Source organism: Bradyrhizobium sp. AZCC 1721 (assembly GCF_036924715.1).
Classification (GTDB): Bacteria; Pseudomonadota; Alphaproteobacteria; order Rhizobiales; family Xanthobacteraceae; genus Bradyrhizobium.
This window is the reverse complement of record NZ_JAZHSB010000001.1, coordinates 6890248-6914082: the sequence shown is the minus strand read 5'-3', so window position 1 is coordinate 6914082 and position 23835 is coordinate 6890248. Positions and strand designations below refer to the sequence as shown.

Sequence of the window (23835 nt, the reverse complement as noted above, 5' to 3'; positions counted from 1 at the left end):
CGCTTTTGCCCGCGACGGCATCGTTTGCCCAAACACCGGTCACGATCGATCTTGGTCCCATCGGGGAGGTCGCGACCCTTTATTCCTATCCGAACTGCGCCGAGGTCTGCCCGGCTTACCGAACGCTTCCGCAAACCATCGAACACTACCTTAGCCACTCTTTGAAGCGGGACGGCTTTGACGCGACCACAGTTGATGTGTTCGGAATCTGCGGGACGCATCAGCGTCCGGCTAAACGGCGCTGGCGCTGCCGAATATGCCAAAGCGCTGCCAGAATATCTGAAGGCCGGCGCACTCGGCCTCAAGGGAGCGCGTGAGCTGCTCGACGCCCTTGGCCCCGACGGCCGCAAGCTCTGGCGCTATAACTGGCGTTTCTTCTTGCCCCATGGCGTGGCCATGGTCCGGCATCGCACCGTCCAGCTTCTCCACTTTCCGCCCGATTCCGTACTGTTGGACAAGCAGGATTATCTCGCCGCGAACACGACCAAGCGGTGGACGGAGCTGCTCATAGAGAATAACGCAGCCTCGGATGATATCGGCCTCTTTCAGAATATAATCGACATCGTGCCGATTGCGCTGCCAGACCGGGAATCCTGCTTCCTTGACCCTCGTCCCCCGAAATGCGCAACCGCAGATCCAACCACACCGCGGTCCGGCGTCTATCCCCATTTCGACGACTACGTGACCGCGCTTCTGAATCTCTGGCTGCCGCCATCTGGGCAAGCAGGCAGCCGGCCCATGATCGCGTTCGGCGCTCCAGCGCGAAACTGGCTTAAGGCCGTACACAATGTCGACCTTGCGCCGCTTAAACTGGGTGTGATGACGCTGGCATCGGGGATGAAGGTGCAGGTACTCGGCGCCAATCACCCTAGCGCGATCTGGCACGTCAAGGACGATCCCAACAGGCAACTCGCACGGGCAATGTTCATGATGCAGCAAGATCTCACCGCCGCATGCTGGCAAGTGAAAATGGGCATGGACGCGACAGCTGGCCCAGAGCCCACCTTGTCACTCTGCAAGCAAGTCTGGTCCGGACGTGATAAGGACATATGCGAGCTGTCCTATCGGCAGGTATTCAGTAAGACCACGGACGAGGCCAAATGTCTTTGCACGAATGTCGGACCTGACATGATTCGTTCCGTCAGCGGCGCGGAGCTCGACGTGCTGCACACTGCCTACTAGACTAGAAACGCCATACTCGACCCAAGCCCGCCCGACACGCTACGCGGGGTGGCCGGCATTGTCGGTTTTTGTAGCCTGTGAGTTGAAGCGGACCTGCCAGAGGAACAGCGTGGCGTCCTCTCGCTGAACGGCGACCGCGCCGTCCTGCCAGATTCCATTGTCGTCCCACCATTGAGATCCGGCAGGGTCGCCTTGGTTCTGATGGACGTCGTGCACGCCCTGGCCAGTGTCGAATCGTTCGCCGAAAAGATAGACTTTTCGGTTCCCGACCAATTCCGCTTCGAGTGCGGTCAAAGCGTTGTTGCCGTCGCTTCTAAGCCACGGTCGAATGTGCAACGGGATTGCCTTTGGCAGCCAATAGTCGAACCGGTGCATCGAGTTCAAGAATCTCTGCTGGAGAACCTCATGCGCCGGCGGTTTTGGCTTCATCGCCGTCGGAGGCGGCCATTTCGGCGGCAGCGGTTGTGGGGATCTCGGAAGGCCCACTGCGTTTGCCTTCAAGAACCACAGGAAATTGTCCTGCAGGAACGCGGATCGGAGATAGTCAATCGCGCCCGAGGCTGGTGACGATGGTAACAGATGAAAGCCGTCTGGCAGGCTTGCGACGGGACCGAGATCGGCCGGCGTCAGATTCCCGCTAAGCCGGTAACTGATCCCGAGCCCTGTGGGCGTATCGACGTCGAGCGCGCTCGTCCACATCCCGGAAGGCGTCGAGATCTCAACGTGCCCGTGAAACCATCGACCGAAGCTGTCCGGCGGATCGCGATAGAAGCGGATAAGGTCGCCTATCGCGACCCCGTAGTGGTCCAAGGGCATGGTTCACTCCCAGTCATGTCGTTGTATGCCAAAATTGAGATTAGGAAATGCTGGTACGCAATGGCGCGTGTTCTGTTGTCCTTGCCGAGACGAGGCGATAATGCAATCGGCTGATCGCAATGTGCCATCTCCCAATAATCTCAAACCGTTGCGCCATGGTTGCTGCGCAGATCCGAATAAGCCGCAAAGTGACCATTTGGGTCGGCCGCCAAACTTCAGCGGGATCTTCGCTCGATCCGAAATCAGTCTATAGAGAGTGCCCACTGTCGATGTTGACGTACCAGAGGCCATGGTTGTCGCTCTCGGTCGAATGGAAAATTAGACAGTCGCTGTCGGGCGCCCTGGGATATGACGGCAGACGAACCCGCGTTGCTGTCGCAACGCGGCCAATTGCTTTCCCTGCGCTCTCGGCCGCTTTTGGGCCGATTACCAAGAGCGTCGCAAGATGTTGAATAGTGTTGTACGATTATAGCATCGGCGACGGTTCGGAGGATGTGAAGGAAATCACAGGGGCGTTTTGCGCCGATATCGACCCATTTTGGCGTGCTACCCGATAGGCCCAAATGGGTGTGACGTCGGGGATCGGGTGAACTCACCGAATGGAATGTTGCGGTAATGTCGACGAGAACGATCGAGCGAAGCGTCGCTACGTAAACTGGGTGCGTGGAGGAGTGATATGGCCTGGTACTTCGGCTACGCCTCCAACATGGATTTGATCTCGCTCCGCGCCAAAGGCGTCGAGCCGCGTGCCTCCAAGCGTGCCGTTTTGCCCGGTTGGCGGTTGCGTTTCAACGTTCGTCATTTTTTTGACCACGAAGGCGGTGTCGCCAACATAGAGTGCTCCAACGATCGCACCGACGCCGTCTGGGGTGTGCTTCATCTATGCGAAGACGAGCATCTGGCGCTGCTCGACGCGGCAGAGGCAAGCGGCCATGGCTATCATAGGATTAAGATCCGGGTGTTCACCCAACGAGGGGAGCAGGAAGCCGTTACCTATGTCGGAGATCCGTCTTTCGTCCAAGAAGGATACCGTCCTTCCCGGCGATACCTGAACATCTTAGTAAGGGGGGCGACCCAAGCCGGAATTGATTCCGACTATGTAGATGCCTTGCGCCGGCATCCCGTGCATCAGCCGCCAATCGTTCCTGTTTTCGTGCCTCCTCCCGGCGAGTATCCCATATTCACGGCCGCGACGCTGATGCGACACCCGACGCTGACGGCGCTGGCCGGTGCCGTCTTCGATATGGCCGGGGCACGCCGGCAGCATCATTTCCTCCGCGGTCTGTTCGGCGGCAAGGACATGACGCTGTTTCACCTCAAGCGGCTCGATACTTCCGACGGCAGCGAGACCCTCGACGACATCAAGTATGATCGCCTGACGCCGACTCAGCGGCGATATCTCAATGAATATCTGCACGAATACAGTACCGAGTACGCCTATGCCGGCCGATACCTTTACGACTGACGAGGGTATGCGTTTCTCAGTTTGAGGTCCTGCGCTGGGCAATGTCACTTGCGGTAGTCACAGGATCAAAGTACTTTAGCCGCGCGTGTTGGAGGATAGGCCATGGACCAATTGCCGCCAGCCCTGCCCCACGGTTTGCTCGAGGAAGTTTTTCCCGACGTCTTTTTCGTCACCGGCATGATGAAGACGGTGCTAATGGACGTCCCATGGCAATTCAACCGCAACATGGTTGTGGTGCGCGACGGCGACGCACTGACCTTGATCAATTCGATCCGTCTCGACGAGACCGGCCTGACCCGACTTGAAGGGCTTGGCCGCGTAGCGAACGTGGTTAAGATCGGTTCGATGCATGGTAGAGACGATGCATTTTACCGGCAACGCTACGGCGCCAAACTTTGGGCCCTGGCTGGCATGACGCACGAACACGGTCTTGTGGCCGATCGGGAGCTCCGACCGGACGGCGAGATGCCCTTCGCGGGCTGCGGCGTGTTCGTTTTTCAAACAACCAAACGGCCGGAGTGCATCCTGAGCATCGACCGTGCCGGTGGCATTCTCGTTTCGTCTGATTCGCTGCAGAACTGGTTGGAGTCCGACGAATTCTTCTCTGACGAGTCGCGGCAGCTTATGACGGAGATGGGCTTCTTCCAGCCGGCCAATTTAGGTCCGCTGTGGATGCGGATCAACGAGCCGCAGCCGGATGACTTCGCCCGGCTCTGCAAATTGTCATTTCGGCACGCGCTGTGCGGACACGGCGCGCCATTGCGGGAGACCGCCAAGGAAGCGTACACGGCGCGGATTCAGGAAATGTTCGGCCACTGACGGTGGGGCATGGCCCCCGGACGAACGACACCATGGTGACGATAGCGGGGTATGAGATCCGTGCACCTGTCCATCGATCGCATGTGCGATCGATCTATTCCGCAGTTCGCGTTGCGGATCATTTGCCGGTCATCATCAAGACGCTTAATGCTGAGTATCCGAGCAAGCACGACGTCGCGAGGTTGCAGCGTGATTTTCAGATCACTCAACGGCTGCAGTCCATCGAAGGCGTCATTCGCGTGTATGCCCTAGAAACGTACGGGAACGGCAATATCGCACTTGTGCTCGAGCCGTTTGGTCATTCACTGGCGGAAGAGATCGCGGCGAGGAAAGAACGTTTTCCGCTCGACGGCTTTTTCAAGATCGCGATGTCGCTCGCCGAGACGCTCGCGGGCGTACACGAGCTTGACGTAGTGCATAAGAATATTGAGCCCCACAGCGTCCTAGTAGACGCCGCGGGTACCTTGCGATTAATCGATTTCGGCATTTCGTCGGAGCTCGCACTTGAGCGCCAGCAGTATGCTTTGCCCAAGCGGCGGGAAGGTAATTTGCCTTACATGTCGCCGGAGCAGACCGGTCGAATGAATCGTGAGCTCGATTACCGTTCGGACTACTACTCGCTCGGCGTCACTCTGTTCGAGCTGTTGACGGGCAGGTTGCCGTTCCAGGCCGATTCAGTCCTAGAGTGGGTCCATAGTCACATAAGCAAGTCACCTCCGTCCCCGAGCGAAATCGATCCGACTATCCCAGAGGCCGTGTCGGCAATCGTTTTGAAGCTGATGGCCAAGAACGCCGAGGAACGTTATCAGAGCAGCTACGGACTGCTCTCGGACCTCGGCCGTTGCCAACGCGAACTCGCGAATACTGGCGTCCTCCCGATGTTCGCGCTGGGCCAGCACGACGTGTCGCGCAAGTTTCAGATCCCACAAAAACTATATGGACGCGAGCCGGAAATCGCTGTCCTGCTGGCCCTCTTCGAACGCGTCGCTGCGGGAGGTACCGAATTCTGTATGGTCTCGGGATACCCGGGCGTCGGCAAGTCGGCCCTAGTCAACGAGATCAGCAAGCCACTCGTTGGCAGGCAGGGCTACCTGATTCAAGGAAAATTCGACCAGTTTCAGCGAAGCACGCCCTATTCCGCCATCGCGTTCGCATTCCGTGATCTCGTCCAGCAGTTGCTGGCCGAATCTAACGAGCGGCAGCAAGAATGGCGCCAAAAACTGCTGGCTTCCCTTACGCCGAACGCTCAGCTCCTAATTGATCTCATTCCGGATCTCGAACTAATCATCGGCCCGCAACCGCCGGTGCCCGAGCTGCCGCGGACGGAGGACCAGAATCGATTTCAGATCACCTTTCTCAACTTCGTCAAAGTGATTGCCAACGAACAGGCTTTGGTGATCTTCCTTGACGATCTGCAGTTCGGCGACATCTCAACGCTGAATGTGATCCGTTGGCTCGGTACTGCCCGCGACCTTACGCATCTCCTGGTCATTGGCGCTTTTCGCAGTAACGAGATCGACATGGGTCACCCGCTGCGGATAGCACTGAACGAGTTGCAGGAAACCCGCTCGATCCACGAGCTTCCGCTGCAGCCGCTGGACCTCGTGGCCGTTGACCAGCTGGTCGCAGAAACCCTGCGGAGCGACATCGCCTCATGTCAGGCCCTTAGCAAGCTGTTGTATGAGCGGACGTTGGGAAATGCGTTCTTCCTCACTGAGACGCTCAAGGCGCTCGAGCGGGAGCGGGCGATTGCATTCGCTCCGGAGAGGGGGCGCTGGTGCTGGGACATGGAAGCGGTTCGACGCAGTGGGCTTGCAAGCAATGTCATTGAGCTCATGGTGGTCAACTTGCGTCGGCTTCCACCAGCGACGCAGCGTGTCCTGCAGCTGGCTGCGTGCATCGGCAACACGTTCGATCTGCGGACCTTGGCCATCATTTATGAGAGCTCGATTGGTGTGGCCAGCGAGCATTTGTTGCCGGCACTACGGCAGCATGTGATCGTTCCTCTGCAAGAGGACTACAAACTCGTTGGCGAGGCGCCGACTACGACTGACCATATGGGATTAACGGATGGAGCAAATCCGACGTATCGCTTCCAGCACGATCACGTACAGCAGGCTGCCTATGCCCTGATCGACCAAGAGCATAAGCAGTCGGTTCACCTCAGGGTTGGACGGCTGATGCAGCGTCACGAGAGTCCGCAAGAGCGCGAGCAGCGGCTAATCGATATCGTAGGCCATCTGAACGAGGGTCGTCGGCTGATTGATGATCCGGTTGAGCGCAATGAGCTCGCCCGCTTGAACCTGGCTGCTGGCATTCGCTCACAGCGAGCCTCGGCTTACGAGACGGCGCTGTCATATCTATGCATCGGTCTTGAACTCTTACCGGCCGATAGGTGGGCTACCGAGTACAACCTCACCATGGCGCTAGCGACGGAGTACCAGCAGTGCGCCTACCTCACCAAGCGCTACGACGAGGCCGAGGCATGGATCGAGCAACTCCTCATGCAGGCGCGCACCAACCTTGAGAAGGCCGAACTCTTGTCGATGAGGACAAGGCAGTACTCCACCACCGGCAAGATGGAGGCTTCGATCCAAGCGGCGATAACTGGCTTGTCCTTGCTCGGCGTGCGCATCACCAAATCACCCGACCGCGCTGCGATTCGGCGCGAAAGGATGCGGGTCAAGCGCAATTTGGCCGGCCGGCGGATCGCCGACCTGATCAACGCGCCCGCGCTGTCGGATCCCGCCAAGATGGTTTCAATCCGACTCCTGATGGAGATATTTCCGGCTGCTTTCCTCTCCGGAAGCGGTGAACTGTTCCCGTTCCTGGTGCTGAAATCGGTCAATATCTCTTTGCGCTATGGGAACAGCCCGGAATCAGCTTTCGCCTATGCCGGCTACGGCATGCTACTTTGCGGCGCGCTGGAAGATCCCGCGCAAGGCTACGAGTTCGGCAAGCTCGCAGTGGCGATGAACGACCGCTTCGACGACATCGCGCTGAAGTCACGTGTGATCTACGTATACGCAATGTTCATTCATCACTGGAGCAACCACTGGTCGAGCATGACGCCATGGTTCCGCAGAGGCATCGAGTCCGGTTACCAATCGGGGGACCTGTTGTACCTCGCTTACAGCGCGCAGGATTGCATAATCTGGGACCCGAAGCTGGATCTCGAGACGGCTGTGAAAGAGCACGCCAACTACATGAGCGTCGTTCGCGATTGCGCATACCAGGACTCGTTTGATTCGGGTTCTCTGTTCCTGCAAATGCAGCGCAACTTCTTGGGTTGGACCAACGACCTCTGCTCGATGAGCGACGCCGACTTCGACGAAAAACGTTGTGTGGAGGGCATGCTGCAGCGGCAGTTCATGACTGGCGTCGCTAACTATCACATATACAAGGCCGAGATTTGCTTCCTTTACGGCAACTATGCCGAAGCACTAAGCCACGTACGCGAACAGGATAAGCTGATTGCATCAGCAATGTCGCTCCCCCAACTCGTGCGCTTCTACTTCGTGGCGTTCCTAACATTGGCGGTGTGTCTGCCCGCCATGAAGTCGGTTGAGAAAACCCAGACGCTTAAGCGGATGAAGGCCGATCTCAGGCGAATGACCCGCTGGGCGAACCACTGCCCAGCGAATTTCCTGCATCTGCAGTTGCTCATGGAAGCGGAGTTGACGCGGTTGGACGGCCGGGTTGAGCCGGCCTTGCGGCTGTACGAGCGGGCGATGGATGCCGCGCGCGCCAGTGCATTCCATCGTGACGAAGCGATGGCCAACGAGTTGGCGGCGCGGCATCTGCTTGCCGCGCAGCGTCCAAAAGCGGCCGAAGGGTATCTCCGGGCGGCGCGACATCTCTACGAGCGCTGGGGTGCGCAGCGCAAAATCGAGCACATGGACGAAGAATTTGCGCAGCTGCTGACGCCGCAGGCGGCGCGGAGCTCCGTCGAGGTGTCCGCGACGACCGCGGCGGGCTTCGATTCCGCCTCGCTTGACATGGCCTCGGTGATAAAGGCGTCGCAGGCGATTTCAAGCGAGATCGTGTTGGAGCGATTATGGGCGACGACGATGCGGGTCATGCTCGAGAACGCCGGCGGTCAGCGCGGCTGTTTTGTGGTTCGCAAAGGCGGGCAGTTTGTGATGGAGGGCTTGAGCGAAGTTGGGGGCGATGTTGCTGAAGCGGCGGGATCGATTCCCATCGACGGCGCCGCTGGCGCGCTCTCGCTGCCAATCTCGATCGTCTATCACGTGTTGCATACGAACAGCCCGGTCATAGTGCACGACGTGGCGCGCGCGGGCCGTTTTGCCAAAGACGCCTACCTGCTCGCACGAAAGGCGCGGTCGCTGCTGTGCATTCCTCTAATGCGTCAGGGAAAGCTCGAGGGCGCCATTTACATGGAAAATCGATTGGCTGCCGGCGCTTTCACAGAAGAACGCATAGAAGTCATCAAGTTGCTGGCTGCACAGGTTTTCATCTCGATCGAAAACGCAAAGCTGTACGCGGATCAGCAACGTTTGATCGAGGCCCAGCGAAGGTTCGTGCCAAGTGAATTTCTGGAAAGCTTGCACCGCCCCGATATAGCGCGCGTCGAAGCGGGCGAGTACGTGGCCAAGACGATGAGCATTCTATTCGCAGACTTGCGTAACTTCACTCCGCTCGCAGAGCGCCTCGACCCGCGGGCCGTGATTGAACTGCTCAATGGTTATTTCCTAAGTATGGAGCCAGAAATTTCGCAAGTCGGCGGCTTTATCGATTCGTTTGATGGGGATCGAATCAAGGCACTTTTCGACGCTCCTGCGGACGCTCCTGTGCGTGCCGGCGTCGGAATGTGGCGTGCGCTGGACCAGCTCAATCGACGTTCGGTGTATTTGAGCCAACCACAACTGCATATGGGGATCGGCCTAAACACAGGATTCATGGTCCTCGGCGTCATCGGCGGCCGCAACCGCATGCAATGTTCGTTCATCGGTGACACCGCAAACTTGGCGGCGCGCATCGAGCAGTTGACCAAGGTCTATCGGGCGCGTCTACTTATCAGCGAGCATACGCTCCAGGGACTCAAGGACCCGAATGCCTTTGCGATCCGTATGGTTGACCGTGTGTCGGTGAAGGGTAAAAACGAGGGGGTCGATATATATGAGGTTCTTGACGCCGAGACGCCTGAGCGACGTGCAATCAAGCTCAAGACGGTGGAGCTACTCCGGTCAGGGATGGAGAAGTACTTTTGCCGCGATTTCAACGCCGCCCGAATTGCATTCGAGCGAGCTCGCTCCGAAAGTCCCGAGGACGTTCTGCCCACCCTATTCCTAGAGCGTTGTGCACGCTACCGCCAGCAGCCTCCGCCGGACAATTGGGACGGCATTGAGAGACTGGGCCAACAATAGACTACAGTTGCGTGTTTCCAATGTGCTCGCGTGCACTTGATGCAAGAATGATCCCCCTTTGCCTCATCGTCTGAGAGGTTTTATCCGACTGCTCGGCCAAGTTGGCGTTGAGTCCGATATAGCTTCCGCCTCTCCTTGAGAGCGGATGCTGAGGTAGCCGATTGCTTTTTCCGAGCGCTCTCTGCTGCGCGATCCTCTCGCGCATCTGAGCAACATTCGATCGCGCTCTCAAAGTCAGCGTTGATACAATAGCAGAACTTGCTCGTCGTGCAGGCGATCACTGTCGGCGCATGATTGTGGGTTTGTGAACACTGAAAGTGTGGAATCAATATCCTCGAATATGCCATCGACTTTCAATTGCCGTCGTGAAAAGATGCAATCGTTTACGTTGGACAACGTTGCGGCTCCGCGTGCATACGTCGGAGCAGGCGGGAGGGGCATTCATGCGCAATCTCGTTAAGGGCGACGTATTGCACGTGCGTGCAATCGGAGGATTGCACGTCGTGACGCTGGCGTGGGACTTCGTGCCAGCGCAGGAAGCCAAACATGAGGGGCTGCTGGGCTTTGCGATCGAACGATCGGAGATCAAGGATGGCCAGGTCGTCGAGCGCTATTTCATTCGCGGCATCAAACGATTCAAGCACAAGGACGAGGGGCTGGCTCCTGGTACGCCAGTGCCCACCTCCGAACACCCGATCCAGACATTTCAGTGGGGTGACTACACAGCCAGGCCCTCTACCACGTACGAGTTCAAAGTTATACCGGTCTACGGGAAGCCAAAGCTCCTTGAACTCGATGAGGGTTCGGCTACTACCATAGAGATAACCACCGAAGCCGAGCAGGGCGGTGAAAACGTAGCCAAACCATCGCACGACATCTACTTTAACCGTGGCGCCGCGGGTTCTCAGGCCTTTGCTCGCAAGTTCGGCAAAGCCGAACTGGACGAAGACGATCCGGCTTCCGAGCCGATGGCTTGGCTCTCCCGCGGCCTGTTCGAGGCATTGATCAAATTCATTGGGGTCGCAGCCGGAGAAGACGCTGCCGACTACAAGCTGCGCGCGATGCTCTATGAATTTCGCTATAAGCCGGTCGGCCTGGCGTTCAAGGAAGCGAAGAACGCTGGCGCTGACGTCGATGTTCGCTATGAGGCGCAATCCTACAAGGAAGAAAACGAAGAGATGATAGCGGCGGCGCGCATCAAGAGCATTTGCAAGCCGCAGAAATCCCGCGAAGGCATACGGCACAACAAGTTCATCATCCTTATTCACAAAAACGTACCGGTCGCGGTGTGGACCGGATCAACGAATATTTCGGCAGGCGGCATTTTCGGCCACTCCAACGTTGGCCATGTGATTTGGGATCGTGATCTGGCTCGAAGCTATCTTGAGTATTGGGAGCGTCTTGCGAATCCGAAAGTAACGCTCGCTCCCCTAAAAAAAGCCAACCTTGCCGCAGAGCCGACACCAGCACCCCATACCCTGCCGCCGGATGATCGCATGCTCACGCTCTATTCGCCGCGGGACAACAAGGGGGACGAAAAGACGCTAGAGTGGTATGCGGGCCTGATCGCGGACGCCAAGCGCATCGCTTGTGTCACCTTTGCCTTCAATCTGGACCAGTACTTTCATGACGTTCTTGTCAGGAAAGACAGCACCTTGCGTTACGCGCTTTTCGACAAGGATCCGGGTGATGAGCTGGCAGACGAGATCAAGGTGATCGGGAATACCGTCATAGCCCCAGGCGCCAAGCTGTCGAAGGGAGATCTCGAGTTTTTCCTTGGCGAGAAGCTTACGGGCTTCAACCGGAATTATTACGTCCATGACAAGTTCATGCTGATTGATCCGCTCGGCAGGGATCCGATTGTGGTGACGGGCACCGCGAACTTCAGCAGGCCTTCCCAAAACGTTAACGACGAGAATATGCTGGTCATCCGTGGCAACCAACGTGTCGCGGATGTCTATTTTGGCGAGTTTATGCGTGTTTTCGATCACTTCTACTCACGATACGTGGTGAAGAGAATTAAGGAACAAGGTAGCCACGATCCCGATGCAGGCTTCCTGAAAGAGGACTGGACGAAGTGGGTGCCGGGTCATTTCAAGGAGGGTCCCAAGAAGCTTCGCCGCGAAGCTTTTATGAATCAGAACTGATGCGGAGGCTTCCTCGTTACGCTCCTCCCGATGGCTCGCCGATCGTCCCGCGTTCCGGCTGCCAATAGAGGGCGGCATTCGAAAGCGAAGGGGCTCTGGTTTTTCCACGTGTTCTCGCCGCCCTGTGCGCAACGGGAGTGCGCCAGGACTGTTAATCGGCGCGACAGGTGTTCCGTGTGACAGCGTTGACAAGCGAACACGCTTATGTGCACGATTTAAGCCGAGCGAGCCTAAAATCTTAAATAAATCAAAGGCAAGGTACGGGGCTGGGGTTCGTTCCCACTCTCTCCGCCAGCCCTCAAAATGTCCGGCCCATCTATTCGAACAGCTTCGCCGCTGCCCAGAGGGCCCTTTTTGCCACCGCAAGCGGCTGTCTAGCCTAATCACCAACCGGGGTGGCCGGACGGCTGTTTTAACGGCCCGCGGGTTCATCTTATTGGAGGCCAGCGAACTCCAGAGCGCCGCACTGGCTGACAGCTCCTTACCGCTGTAGGCTATTCGTGTGCTGGCCAGCCACTGAGCTCGCCCCCACACTCTGCCAAAAGGGAGAAAAGCAAAAGGGAGGGAGACGTCCGATGAAAATGAGTTCGCTTAGTCAATTCGCTCTGATCGCAGCAACCTCCGCCACGTTGGCGTTTGCGGGCACAGCGCTCGCCCAACAGCCACGAGTCCTCAAGATACAATCGGCGGTTCCGCCATCGTCCACCACGCACGATGCTCTCAAGTTTTTTGCCGACCGCGTCGACAAGTTGACCGGCGGCAACCTCAAGATCGAGGCGCTGCCGGGCGGCGCGGTCGTTCCGCCGTTTGAGATCCTCGATGCCACGCACAAGAAGGTGATCGACGGTGCCTATGGCATCTCCTACTGGTGGTACGGCAAGAGCGTCACCGCGACGCTGTTCGCCAATACACCGGCCGGCATCTTCGGCATGGATGCCGTCGACTTCATTGGATGGGTCTACGAGGGCGGTGGCCTCGATCTGTGGAACGAGTTCTACCAGAAGGAGCTCAAGCTCAATCTGGTGGCATTTCCGAGCATTCCGCCGAGCCCGCAGGCACTCGGCTGGTTCAAGCGTCCGATCAAGGACCTGCCCGACTTCAAGGGAATGAAGTGCCGCCAGACCGGCATCGTCTCCCAGCTCTACGCCAAAATGGGTATGGCGGTTGTCAACATGCCGGGTGGTGAGATCCTGCCCGCCGCAGAGCGCGGCACGATCGATTGTGCCGAGTGGGTCGGCGGAATTGAGGATCAGCGCCTCGGTCTGCATACGGTCTGGAAATACCACTACACTCCCGGCATGCATGAGAGCGCCTCTGTCGCTGAGATCGCGATCAACAAGGACGTGTGGGACAGCTTGCCGGATCAGAACAAGGAAGCCATCAAGTCGGCCACATCAGAGACGTTCCTGCGCTGGTGGGCCAGCTTCCAGAGACAAAACGCGGACGCGATCGCAGAGTTTAGGGAGAAGCACGGAGTTAAGCTCCTGACTACACCGCCCGAGGTCAATCAGGCCTTCCTCAAGGCCTGGGATGAGTTTGCCGCGGCGGAGGTCGCGAAGAACCCGTTCTTCAAGAAAGTCTACGAATCTCAGAAGGCTTATGCCGCCAAGGTCGTGCCCGCCAAGCGCTTCATGTTCCCGCCCTACGCTTTGCAGGCGGACCACTATTGGCCCGTTAAAGAATAAGACGGCCTTGAACGCGATGGCATTCTATTGAATCGCCATCGCGCTCCAGGTTGATTGAGCATGATCCGGGCAAACGCTTCGCGTTTGTCCCGAGGGAGAGCCGGTACCAACTATTCCGGATCATGTTCAGGCGAATGGAGGACATAGCTGGAAGGGCGGCCTCGGCCGCCCTTCTTGGTATGATAAGCAGCCGATCGCGCTTACCTGACAAGGTTCGGCAACCACAGTGCGATTTGCGGGAACAACAGCAGCAGCGCCAGAACTACGACCTGAATCACCATATAGTCGGACATGCCCCGGTAAATCGTGCTCAAGCTCCATTGCGGAACGACGTTCCGCAGGTAGTACGCCGACATTGCAACGGGCGGGCTCAAGTACGACGTCTGCATATTGACGGCGGTCAGTGCGCCAAACCAAATCAGCAGGTCGAGCTTGTTCAAGCCGAACTGAAGCTTTTCGACCACCGGCAAAACGATCGGAAGAAAGACCAGGATGATCACGGGCCATTCAAACGGCCAGCCGAGGACGAAAAAGATCACCATGATCAACGCCAGCTTCCACCAGTCACTCAACGGAAGGGCGAGCAGATAGTTGGTAATCAAGTTCGCCGTACCCAGCTTGGTGAAGACAGCGCCGAACACCGTCGAGGCCACCGCCAGAAACAGCACCATGGCCGAAGTCACCATCGTGCCGATGGCCGCATTGGTGATCGATTGCATGCTGAGCCGGCCGTAAAAGAGTGCAAGGAGGACAGCGCCGAAAGCTCCGCACGAGGCTGCCTCGGTCGGCGTGGCGATTCCACCGACGATGGTTCCCAGGGTAAATCCAATCAGCGCGCTCAAAGGCGCAACGCCGAGCATGACGGCGCGGAAGTAGGCGTTCCGGAAGTAGGGGTAAGCCGTCAGAATCGCTAACACCGAAGCGACGGCCGATAGGCTAAACGGTCCGATCGTAAACGCCAGACGCGGCACACGCACTTGGCTCAACAACAAATCGAGCAGCAAATACGCCAATGCGACCAAGCACACGAGGCCCAATCCGACTACAGGAGAGCCTACCTTTTCAGTGGTCATCGCGTCATAGGTGGCTGTGCGCTCCTCCATGGTCATGGCTGGACCGAGCTTCGGATTGATCAAGCTGCGGACGAGTGTATAGGTGATATAACAGCCAGCGAGCAGAAAGCCCGGGCCGAACGCCGCTGAATAGAGAAGATTGACGGGCACACCCATGACCGGGCCCATGACTACCAGCATTACGCTCGGAGGGACCAGAATGCCGAGCGTACCGCCGGCGGCGATTGCACCCGCTGACAGCCGCGCGTCATAACCGGTTTTGATCATCATCGATCCGGCCATGATGCCGAGCACGGTCACCGCGGCGCCCACGATGCCGGTCGCCATCGCAAAAATAGTCGCCGTCAGAATTACGGCCAAATAGAGCGATCCGCGCACCGGCGCGAGAACGCTGCGCAAAGCCACGAACAGCCGCTCCATGAGTCCGGCCTGTTCGGTCATGTAACCCATGAAGATGAACAGCGGCACGGCGGGAAAGATCTCGTCTTTCATCGTGCCCCAGATCTGCAGGTAGCCGAGATTGAAAGTCTGTTCCCACCCGAGGCCAATGCCACCAAAAACAAGGGCGAGAAACAGCAGCGTGAAGGAAATCGGGAAACCGATGAAAATGACGAAGACCATACCGACGAGCATGGCAAGTCCGAGAGCTTCGGCGGCGGTCATGGTTGTTCAGACCTCGATCTTCTCGTGTTTGGCCAGGAATGCGCCGGTTCGCCAAGCCCAGAGGCTCTTCATCAACTCCGAGATGCCCTGCAAGAACAGCATGAAGGCCGTCAGCGGAATAACCCCGCGCAGCGGCCACAGGACCGGCGTCCACGCGCCGGAGCTTCCGCGTTCGTTGATCGAGAGCGAGTAGAGGAAATCGTCTATCGAGAGAAAGAACAGCACGACCATTGTCGGCAGGAAGAACAGCAGGAACGCCAGGCTGTCGATCATGCCTTTCGTGCGATCCGAGAATGCTTCCCACAGTACATCGGTGCGGATGTGAGCGCCCTTCAGGAGCGCCAACGCCGAGCCCAGCATGAACAAGGTCGCGTAGGACATCGTCGTCACATCGAGGGCCCAGATCGTCGGATCCCCCAGGACGTAGCGGGCAAAAACCTCGACCACATTGGCGCAAATCAGGGGAATGATCGAGAGGACGAAGAGGTACCCGGTCAATTCCGTGAACTTGTCGATGCTACGGATGACGGCCAAATAGCCGCGCGGTGGCATGGGCTTTGGCGAAGCAGATATGTTGGCCATTGCAGTATGCCCAGACGGCGCCCGGCCTTGGACTTCCCTATAGGAGTGCGCGCCACCGCTCCATTCAAATGATCCCAATGCTAGCTTAGCGGCCGTCCGGGTGCCAGCGGATGAATGGCCGCGGCGATCGGTTCAGGATTGCGATGCACAATTAGGCAGAAAAGCAATTCCACGGCGACAAACAGATAGGCGCCCGGGACCGAATGTCTGGTGGGCACTTCTCAGACTCACACGTTTCGCCAGCGCGGTCTCTGCCGGGGGGATAAACGAGCGCCCGGGGGTGGAGAATATTGGATCGCAGGTCCTCTCCCTCGGCCAGCCTACGATTTTGGACGATTTCGCACGATTGCGCGCAACTGGTCTCGATTGGGGCGCGTTCAAGTCCGCTCCTGTCTCAACTTCTCGCCTCGAATGTTTGGATGAGGCTTCCTTCTTATCTCTGGCTTGCTTTGGGATTGTTGGCGTCACCGTTCGAAGTCTCTCCGCAACTTGGCTCTTCCTCAGGTCGGCAAACTCTTGCCTGAGCAGGTCCACGACGGTTCTGACCTTGGGGAGATCTGCCATGCGCTTGTGGCAAACGATCGTGAGTTCTGCGCGGAGCGAGGTTGGAAGCTCGAGCTTGAGTTCCACGAGCTCGCCCGGTCGCTTGAGCCGATGGGAAGTCTTCAGAAGGATCATCGCACCGGCACCGGCCTGGCAGGCTGCGACCTGCACGCTGTAATCGTCAGATGTGAAAGCAGGACGAAAGTCCGGGATCCGGGCCGCGAGTTCCGGATTCGGGCTCACCATCTCGCGCTCTCCCGCCCATGCGATCCAGTCGAGGTCGCGGAAATCGTATTTCGCGGGCAGTCTCCGTGCGTAGTCCCTGCTCGCGTAGGCGCCGATCGGAACGATAACTTCATCGACTGTGATCAGATCAGGATCATCGGACGGGTATTTCCTGAGCGCGATGTCCGCCTCGCCGCGCGAGAGATTGAGGCGCTCCGTGCTGGCCAGAACCTCGAGAGTGATCTGTGGATGCTTCCTCTTGAGCTTTTCCGCGATCGGCGCCAGGAAATCGAAGGCGAACGATGGTGCCGCCGTGATGCGCACGCGGCCGCTCACGGGCGAGTCCTTCGCGTCGAGTGAACGATTGGCTTCCGTCGCCCATTGCGCCATGCCTTGGGCGGCGGGGAGCAGCCTGCTTCCGGTCTTGGTCAAGGAGATGCCCTGGTTCTTGCGGACGAAGAGCGGCTGGCCCAGCCCGTACTCCATATCCGCGATCCTGCGGCTCAAGGTGGGCTGGCTCACTTTGAGGCGTCGCGCGGCGCCGCTCAGGCTGCCGGCATCCGCAACGGCGAGAAAAATCCGCAGGTCATCCCATTGGAGGTCCACGTTCACTCCTCCCAGCTAGCGGCCATTCATTTATGTATGGCTATATAGGAATTTAGACGATTGCTATTCTACCCGTCCAGGGCAAAAGCGGCAGCAGAAATGAGGAAAACATCATGCTCCGTAAGTCTGGACTGCTTTTCATTGGCGCCCTTGCCATCTCGGCGCTTTCGGCATGCACGCAGACGACCCATCCGGCGAAGCCCGCAGATATCGGCAAGCCAATCAGCTCGGCCGCCATGGAGGCTTTGATTGATCAGCCGGGACCAATTGAACTCAAGACGGTCGTCGGCGCGGATTGGGTTGCCGATCTTTCGGGACTGCTCAATCTGAAAGATCCAAAAGCCGTTGAAGCGGGGCTCAAGGATCGCGAGGAGCCGATCAAGATCTATGCGCATCTCTTGCGGCACCCGACGCAGGGATTGTTCCTGATCGACACAGGTGTTTCAAAGCGGTTGGTGGAGAATCCCGCGGGTGTCGGGGTCGGATGGGTGCTGAGAACGTTCGCTAAAATAGACAAGATGCAAGTCCGGCAAGACACTTTGTCGGTTATCAAATCGGCAGGTATGCCCCTCAAAGGTGTCTTCATGACCCATCTCCATTTCGACCATATCTCCGGGATGCCGGATATTCCCAAGGACGTTCCGATTTACACGGGACCCGGCGAACCTGAGTACTCGAACTTCGAGAACATGTTCGTCCAGGGGATGGAAGATCGCTTCCTTGAGGGAAGACCCGCACTTCAGGAATTCCAGTTCTCGAAAGACCCGGGCGGGAAGCTCGAAGGGGTGATCGACGTCTTCGGTGACGGTTCGTTCTTTGCGATCCAGAGTCCGGGACACACTCCGGGCCACATGGCGTTTGTCGCGCGCACCACGACAGGTCCGGTGCTCCTGACCGGCGACACTTGCCACACGCGCTGGGGTTGGGAGAACGGCGTTGAGCCGGGAAGCTTCATTGACGACCGGGAACGCAATCGGAAGAGTTTGCTCGCGTTGAAGGCCTTGAGCGAACGTCACCCGAAGATGATCGTGAAGTTGGGTCATCAGCCTTGAGTCTGGCCTAGTTGGATCGAGGCGATACGGGAGTCCTTTCGACGACTGACACTCTCTCCGTCAGCCCGCCGTCGCGTGCGCTTCGGCACGCGGCATGTCCGCGACGGAGGGCAAGCGACGGCGGGCGGGACCGACTCTCGCTAATCTACGCTACCTGTTGAACAGCCATGTCGTACGCCTCAATCGTCGCCTTGGCGCGTGTGGCTACCTCCGCCGCCGTCATGCCGGGCTTGTAGAGGCTGCTGCCGAGGCCGAACGCCAGAATGCCGGCCTTCGTGTAATCCGCGAAGTTCTTGTCGGAGACGCCGCCGACAGCGGCGATCATCAGGTCCGCGGGGAGAACGGCGCGGATCGCGGTGATGCCCGCCGCGCCAAGCACGCTCGCGGGAAAGAATTTGAGGCTTGAGGCGCCAGCCTTGGCGGCAAGCAGCGCCTCCGTTGGACTAAAGACGCCGGGCATCGTGACCATGCCGCGTGCCCGGGCGCCGGCTATGATTTCGGGATCGACGTTGGGAGTTACGAGAAGCCGGCCGCCAACATCGTGGAGCCGCTCGACAGCTTCCAGCGTCAAGACCGTGCCAGCCCCAACCAGGATTTCGGCGGGCGCCTTCCTGACGGCGATCTCGATGGAGCGGAACGGCTCCGGCGAGTTGAGCGGGATCTCAATCGCCGTCATGCCGCTGTCGATCAGCACGCTGACGATATCCGTTGCCTCCTCGGGCCTCACGCCGCGCAGGATCGCGACCAGCGGACGCTTCATCGGGGGAAATGGGACAACGTTCATTCGTCTGATCCTTCATACGTTCCAAATCGAGTGAGCGGCCATCGCAAGACCGCGACGGACCGCATCCTCGGCACCGATTGATCGGACGGGAACGGAAACCGTGTCAAACGCCAATTGGTAAAGCATCTGGAGCCTTCCTGACGCCACCAGCGTGATGCCCGCCTTGGGAGCTTCGCCGGCGAGCCCCGCCGCCAGTTCAAGACCAATCAAGGTGCCCGATATTTTTTCGCGGGCCGAGGATGGCTTGCCGCCGTAGAGGAGCTGACCCGATCGCACCTGAAACAGCAGATTGGCAGCGTGCGCAGGCGTCTCGAACGCGGCGGTGACCGCCGACTTGAATGCGTCGACATCTTCGGCTTCATCGGCGCCGGCCACCGCGTGGGACAGGATCGTCTCGCGCGACACGACGTCGAACAGCTCGCCCGTCATGAACGTGGCGAAGCGCTCGACGGTCCCGCAACTCGCCCTGACCCATTTCGAATGGGTGCCCGGCATGCAGACAAGCGCCTCGTCGGCCGCGTCCACGCCCAAGGCGCCGAGCAACTGTGTTTCCTCGCCCCGCATGACGTCCGGCGCCTTGGGGTCTCGTTGCGCTATTCCCGGGAGGATGCGGATGTCACGGTCCTGTCCCGGTACCGCCACGGCCTGCTTCAGGATCGATGCAAGCCGCGCCGGCGTCTCGACATAGCCGGCTTCGACCCAACCCTGCCGCGCGCCGGCCATCCCGCAGATGACAACGGGCACCCCATCCGCGGCGCCGACGGCTTCCAGATGCGATTGCAGCACGGTTGCGAAGCCAAGCTTGCCTGCCGCCATCATGCCCTCGTGGCTGCGCCGCTCCCCCAGCACGTTGCCGGTCCGCTCGACCAGCCAAAGTCGAAAACTGCTCGTGCCCCAATCGACCGCAACATATGCAGCCTCGCTCATTTCAGATCCGTCCCGATGCTATCTGCGCCTCGAGGACATCGTATCACGCCAATCCGCCGGCGAGCTACGCTCGCTTTCCATTTGCTTTGCGGAAGCGCAATCAGCATGATCCGAGGTCATGCGAAGCCAGGCAGTTGCTGCGGCGTGGCTTTGCCAACGAGCACACGTCCGCGACAACGCGGCATCACAACAAAAAGAATGACTTGAAAAAGAATGACTTGGGAGGACGCCGTCGTGATCAATTTCTCCTTCAGACGTGTAATCATGGGCCTTGGCCTGCTGATTGCGGCACTCTCGCCGCAGGCGCACGCGCAATCGTCCGCCAAGACGGTGACGCTGGTGGTGCCCTTTGCAGCCGGCGGCGGCACCGACACCGTCGCGCGTCTGATCGGCGAGCGGATGTCGCGCACGCTCGGCCAGTCCGTCATTATCGAGAACGTGGTCGGAGGCGGCAGCACGCTGGCCAATGATCGCGTGGCCCGATCGGCGCCTGACGGCACCACGATCCTCATCAATCACGTTGCGCTGCTTGCGGCTCCCAGCCTGTTCACCAACCTGCGCTATGATACCAAAACGGCGTTCGAGGCGGTCGGCCTCGTCAACAACGCGCCGATGGTTCTGATTGGCCGCAAGTCGATCCCCGGCGCGGAACCAAAGGACTTTGTGGACTGGATCAAGACGCAACGCGACAAGGCGAACTTCGCGCATGGCGGTCTCGGGACCAACAGTCATTTGTGCGCGGTGATGATGGGCAACGTGCTCGGCTTCAAGCCCACGCTCGCGGCCTATCGCGGATCGGCGCCGGCGATTTCCGATCTGCTGGCGGGGCAGATCGATCTTTTGTGGGATCAGGTGACCAACGCGCTGCCGCAGATTCAGGCCGGAACGCTTCACGGCATCGCCATTACCTCGCCGGAACGGCTCGAACAATTGAAGGACGTGCCGACCACCGCCGAGCTTGGCATGCCCGAGGTCAGCTACTCGATGTGGCATGGACTCTACGTCGCGAAGGGCACGCCCAGGGAAACCATCGGCGCGCTGAATTCAGCGCTCCGCGCAGCACTGGCCGACCCGACGCTGCTGGAAAAGCTGAAACAGCTCGGTACGCTGCCGTTTCCCGAGAACGAGCTGTCGCCCGAGGCGCACGCGCGCCTGTTCGCCAGCGATCTGACGCGGGTGGCCAAGCTCGTTGAAAGCTCGGGAATCAAGGCGAGCGAAGCGAAGTAGGGCGTGCGGCGTGGAACGGCTGCGCTAGAATCCGGCGCAGCTCCGTCACACGATCAGATCGTGCGGCGCTTGGGTAGTGACAGCGATACCCGGCTGGTTCCAACTGAAACCGTCGGACCATTGTGCAGACAGTTCGATCGTTTGGGCTGTCTCTGTCGTCGCCGGCGGTACACTGGCTCCTGAAGCGTCTTCGGGGGAACTGACAGACGATGAGATGTCCCCTGAAAGGTCGATGACGTCAGAAGTTTTGACGTCGGACATCTTGTCCTTGAAGTGGAACGTGTCGTCGGCGCCGTTGATCGTGATCGTCACTTCCTGTGCGGTGCCGTCGATGGTGGTTACCGTGAAGGTGTCGGTCAACGTGTCGCAGTCGTTCAGCGCCTCCACGTCGCAATTGGCGTTGTCGAGCGTGTAGGTCCAGACGCCATCCGCCGTCATTGTGAAGGTGCCATAGCCGCCATCGCTCGCCTTCGGCCTGCACACCTCCGTGAACGTATTGGGCGTGTTGTCGACGTCGGTGTCGGTGAGCGTGCCGGTCGCGATCGGCGTACCGTATGTGCAGGCGCCAGCTTCGGTTACTGAACCGGTCGTGGCGCCGCAAATGACGGCGTCGTCGTTGGCGCCGTTGATGGTGATCGTCACCACCTGCGGGGTGCCGTCGATGGTGGTCACCGTAAAGCAGTCGGTCAGCTTGTCGCAGACATTGAGTGCCTGCACTGTAGAGCTGGTGTTATCGAGCGTATAGGTCCAGACGCCATCCGTCGTCATGGTGAAAGTGCCATAGCCGCCATCGCTCGGCTTCGGCGAATCGATCGCCGTAAATGTGTTGGGAGCGTTGTCGACATCAGTGTCGGTGAGTGTGCCGGTCGCGGTTGGTTTGCAAGATACCGAATTGGCCACGCTGCCAGCCTCGATGACCGAGCCTTGCTTGGTTCCGCAAATGATGGCGGCGTCGTTGGTACCGTTTATGGTAACCGTCACCAGTTGCTCGGTGCCATCCAGGGCGGTCACCTTGAAAGTGTCGGTCAACGTGTCTCCGACATTAAGTGCCTGCACCGCGCAATTGCTGTCGTCGAGCATGTAGGTCCACACGCCGTCCGGCGTTATCGTGAAGGTGCCATAGCCGGCGTCGCTGGCCGTCGGGCAATTGACCGCCGTAAAACCGGACGCGTTGTCGACGTCGGTAGCGGTCAGCGTGCCGGTCGCGGTCGGCAGATCGCACTTGGTGCCGCCGTCCTCGGTCACGGAGCCGGTCGTGGTGCCGGAAATGACTGCTGCGTCGTTGGTGCCGTTGATGGTGACTGTCACGACCTGGGGGGTGCCGTCGATCGTGGTCACCGTGAAGGAGTCGGTCAGTTTATCGCCGACATTGAGTGCCTGCACCGCGCCGTTGGAGTCGTTGACCGTGTAAGTCCATACGCCGGCCGCCGTCATCGTGAAGGTGCCAAAGCCCTGCGCGCTCGCGGTCGGCGTGCCAACCGTCGTAAAAGTATTGGGCGCGTCATCGACGTCGGCGCTGGTGAGCGTCCCGGTGGCGCTCAGCGTGGCGAGCGCGACGTTGGCGACGCCGCTGGCCTCGATCGCCGTGCCATCGGTTGCGCCGGAGATGATGGCCGCGTCGTTGCTGCCGTTGATGGCGATCGTAAAGAGTTGATTGGCCGAGAGCGTGCCGTCGGATACGGTGACCATGAAGTCAGTGCTGGTGGGCTCGGTCAGCGCATTGATCGCGTTATTGTCCGGAACGAACGTATAGGCGCCGGTCGTGCTGTCGACGTAAAGCGTGCCGTAGGGACCAGGTTTCGATACATCGTACGTCACCCCGTCGATGACGGTGCTGCCGGGGGTTCCCCCGCTGATGCCGAAGGTCAGCGTAGCGTCGCTGTTGGGGCTACTGGCAAGGAAAGTGCCGCTTGTCGCGGTGAAGAGGTCAAAGACCGTGGTGTCGATTTCGGTCGGCCCGATCACCGCATTCAGCGTCGGTGGCGTCGGCTGCGGAGGCGGCAGTTGTCCGATAATCATCTCCGGGGCCGATGCGAGGATCACCGCGGGCAAAGCAGGCAGTTCCTGCTCCGGGGAAGAATCATCAATCTGAATGAAATTGATCGGTTGCACCGGTAGCTGCTCAAGGGGAGGAGGCGTGCTCGATCCCGTCGACCCCAGTCCCTTCTCGTAGATGGCGAGCGCCTCCTGCTGGGCCGCCTGCAGTTCAGCCATTCGCGCAGCGGAGTTTGTGCTCTGACTGACGCTGATCGTGGACCCTTGCGAACGCAGGATGATGGTCTGTCCGGGATCGTCAACGAGGATATGTCGAGGGATCACATCCTTGGTGACCAGCTCGAATGCGCCGTGCTCAAGGTCCTTGTATGTGATGTTGCCGTCGTCCAGGAGCGTGACGTTCGGATCGGCGGCCCGGGCCTCCTTCACAAGCGAGAAGGTCAGTGCCGTGAGCCACAGCATGCCGAACCTGCCGGCATGCGTTCGAGTTTGCGGATCGCCCGCCGCGGCTTGAGCGGCCGTGCAGGCCGCGCGCCTAACGGTGCCGAAGCCGGCCGCGGCCTGAACGTTGCCGATAATTTGGGGAAGCGGAGCTGCCGCGGCCTTACGTTCGTCCCCAGTCTCGGCGTGGGACCCGACAAGCATGGCTTCAACCCC

The 23835-nt window shown here is 59.2% G+C and carries 15 protein-coding genes; 8 read left to right on the top strand and 7 right to left on the bottom strand.

Translation table 11 applies throughout. The features are described 5' to 3' along the window. Nucleotides 1–177 precede the first annotated feature (177 nt). Entirely contained in the window at nt 178–1182 is a 1005-nt protein-coding gene (locus V1273_RS32935; protein WP_334412019.1) for a hypothetical protein, read from the top strand. Between the two features lie 39 nt (nt 1183–1221). On the opposite strand, the gene V1273_RS32930 is transcribed toward V1273_RS32935, so the two are convergent. Next, entirely contained in the window at nt 1222–1998 is a 777-nt protein-coding gene (locus tag V1273_RS32930) for a DUF2278 family protein (RefSeq protein WP_334412018.1), read from the bottom strand. A 676-nt stretch (nt 1999–2674) separates the two neighbouring features. On the opposite strand from V1273_RS32930, the gene V1273_RS32925 reads away from it, so the two are divergent. The 5 genes from V1273_RS32925 to V1273_RS32905 all read left to right on the top strand — a co-directional run bounded on the left by V1273_RS32925 (nt 2675) and on the right by V1273_RS32905 (nt 13501). Beyond that, nucleotides 2675–3463: a gamma-glutamylcyclotransferase gene (locus tag V1273_RS32925; protein ID WP_334412017.1), complete on the top strand. Its 789-nt coding sequence runs from the start codon at nt 2675–2677 to the stop codon at nt 3461–3463. A gap of 102 nt (nt 3464–3565) precedes the next feature. Beyond that, on the top strand, nt 3566–4282 hold the full coding sequence (locus V1273_RS32920) for a hypothetical protein (protein WP_334412016.1): 717 nt from the start codon (nt 3566–3568) through the stop codon (nt 4280–4282). 32 nt (nt 4283–4314) lie between these two features. Continuing rightward, nucleotides 4315–9669, top strand: coding sequence for an AAA family ATPase (locus V1273_RS32915; RefSeq protein WP_334379872.1), 5355 nt, complete (start codon nt 4315–4317; stop codon nt 9667–9669). A gap of 443 nt (nt 9670–10112) precedes the next feature. Next, entirely contained in the window at nt 10113–11816 is a 1704-nt protein-coding gene (locus tag V1273_RS32910; RefSeq protein WP_334379873.1) for a phospholipase D-like domain-containing protein, read from the top strand. A gap of 575 nt (nt 11817–12391) precedes the next feature. After that, nucleotides 12392–13501, top strand: a complete 1110-nt coding sequence (locus V1273_RS32905) for a TRAP transporter substrate-binding protein (RefSeq protein WP_334412015.1) — start codon at nt 12392–12394, stop codon at nt 13499–13501. A 200-nt stretch (nt 13502–13701) separates the two neighbouring features. On the opposite strand, the gene V1273_RS32900 is transcribed toward V1273_RS32905, so the two are convergent. The 3 genes from V1273_RS32900 to V1273_RS32890 form a co-directional block, all read right to left on the bottom strand. Further along, complete coding sequence (locus V1273_RS32900) at nt 13702–15237, bottom strand: TRAP transporter large permease (RefSeq protein WP_334412014.1); 1536 nt, start codon at nt 15235–15237, stop codon at nt 13702–13704. A gap of 6 nt (nt 15238–15243) precedes the next feature. Beyond that, complete coding sequence (locus V1273_RS32895; protein ID WP_334412013.1) at nt 15244–15819, bottom strand: TRAP transporter small permease subunit; 576 nt, start codon at nt 15817–15819, stop codon at nt 15244–15246. Between the two features lie 132 nt (nt 15820–15951). Continuing rightward, complete coding sequence (locus V1273_RS32890) at nt 15952–17193, bottom strand: LysR family transcriptional regulator (protein WP_334412012.1); 1242 nt, start codon at nt 17191–17193, stop codon at nt 15952–15954. Between the two features lie 113 nt (nt 17194–17306). On the opposite strand from V1273_RS32890, the gene V1273_RS32885 reads away from it, so the two are divergent. After that, entirely contained in the window at nt 17307–18245 is a 939-nt protein-coding gene (locus tag V1273_RS32885) for an MBL fold metallo-hydrolase (protein WP_334365491.1), read from the top strand. Nucleotides 18246–18390: 145 nt separating this feature from the next. On the opposite strand, the gene V1273_RS32880 is transcribed toward V1273_RS32885, so the two are convergent. Then, a complete protein-coding gene (locus V1273_RS32880; RefSeq protein ID WP_334412011.1) occupies nt 18391–19029 on the bottom strand; it encodes a 2-dehydro-3-deoxy-6-phosphogalactonate aldolase in 639 nt (212 codons plus the stop codon). A gap of 12 nt (nt 19030–19041) precedes the next feature. Further along, nucleotides 19042–19956, bottom strand: a complete 915-nt coding sequence (locus V1273_RS32875) for a 2-dehydro-3-deoxygalactonokinase (RefSeq protein ID WP_334412010.1) — start codon at nt 19954–19956, stop codon at nt 19042–19044. Between the two features lie 213 nt (nt 19957–20169). On the opposite strand from V1273_RS32875, the gene V1273_RS32870 reads away from it, so the two are divergent. Next, nucleotides 20170–21183, top strand: a complete 1014-nt coding sequence (locus V1273_RS32870) for a Bug family tripartite tricarboxylate transporter substrate binding protein (RefSeq protein ID WP_334412009.1) — start codon at nt 20170–20172, stop codon at nt 21181–21183. A gap of 45 nt (nt 21184–21228) precedes the next feature. On the opposite strand, the gene V1273_RS32865 is transcribed toward V1273_RS32870, so the two are convergent. Further along, nucleotides 21229–23823, bottom strand: a complete 2595-nt coding sequence (locus V1273_RS32865) for a VCBS domain-containing protein (protein WP_334412008.1) — start codon at nt 23821–23823, stop codon at nt 21229–21231. Between the last annotated feature and the right edge of the window lie 12 nt (nt 23824–23835).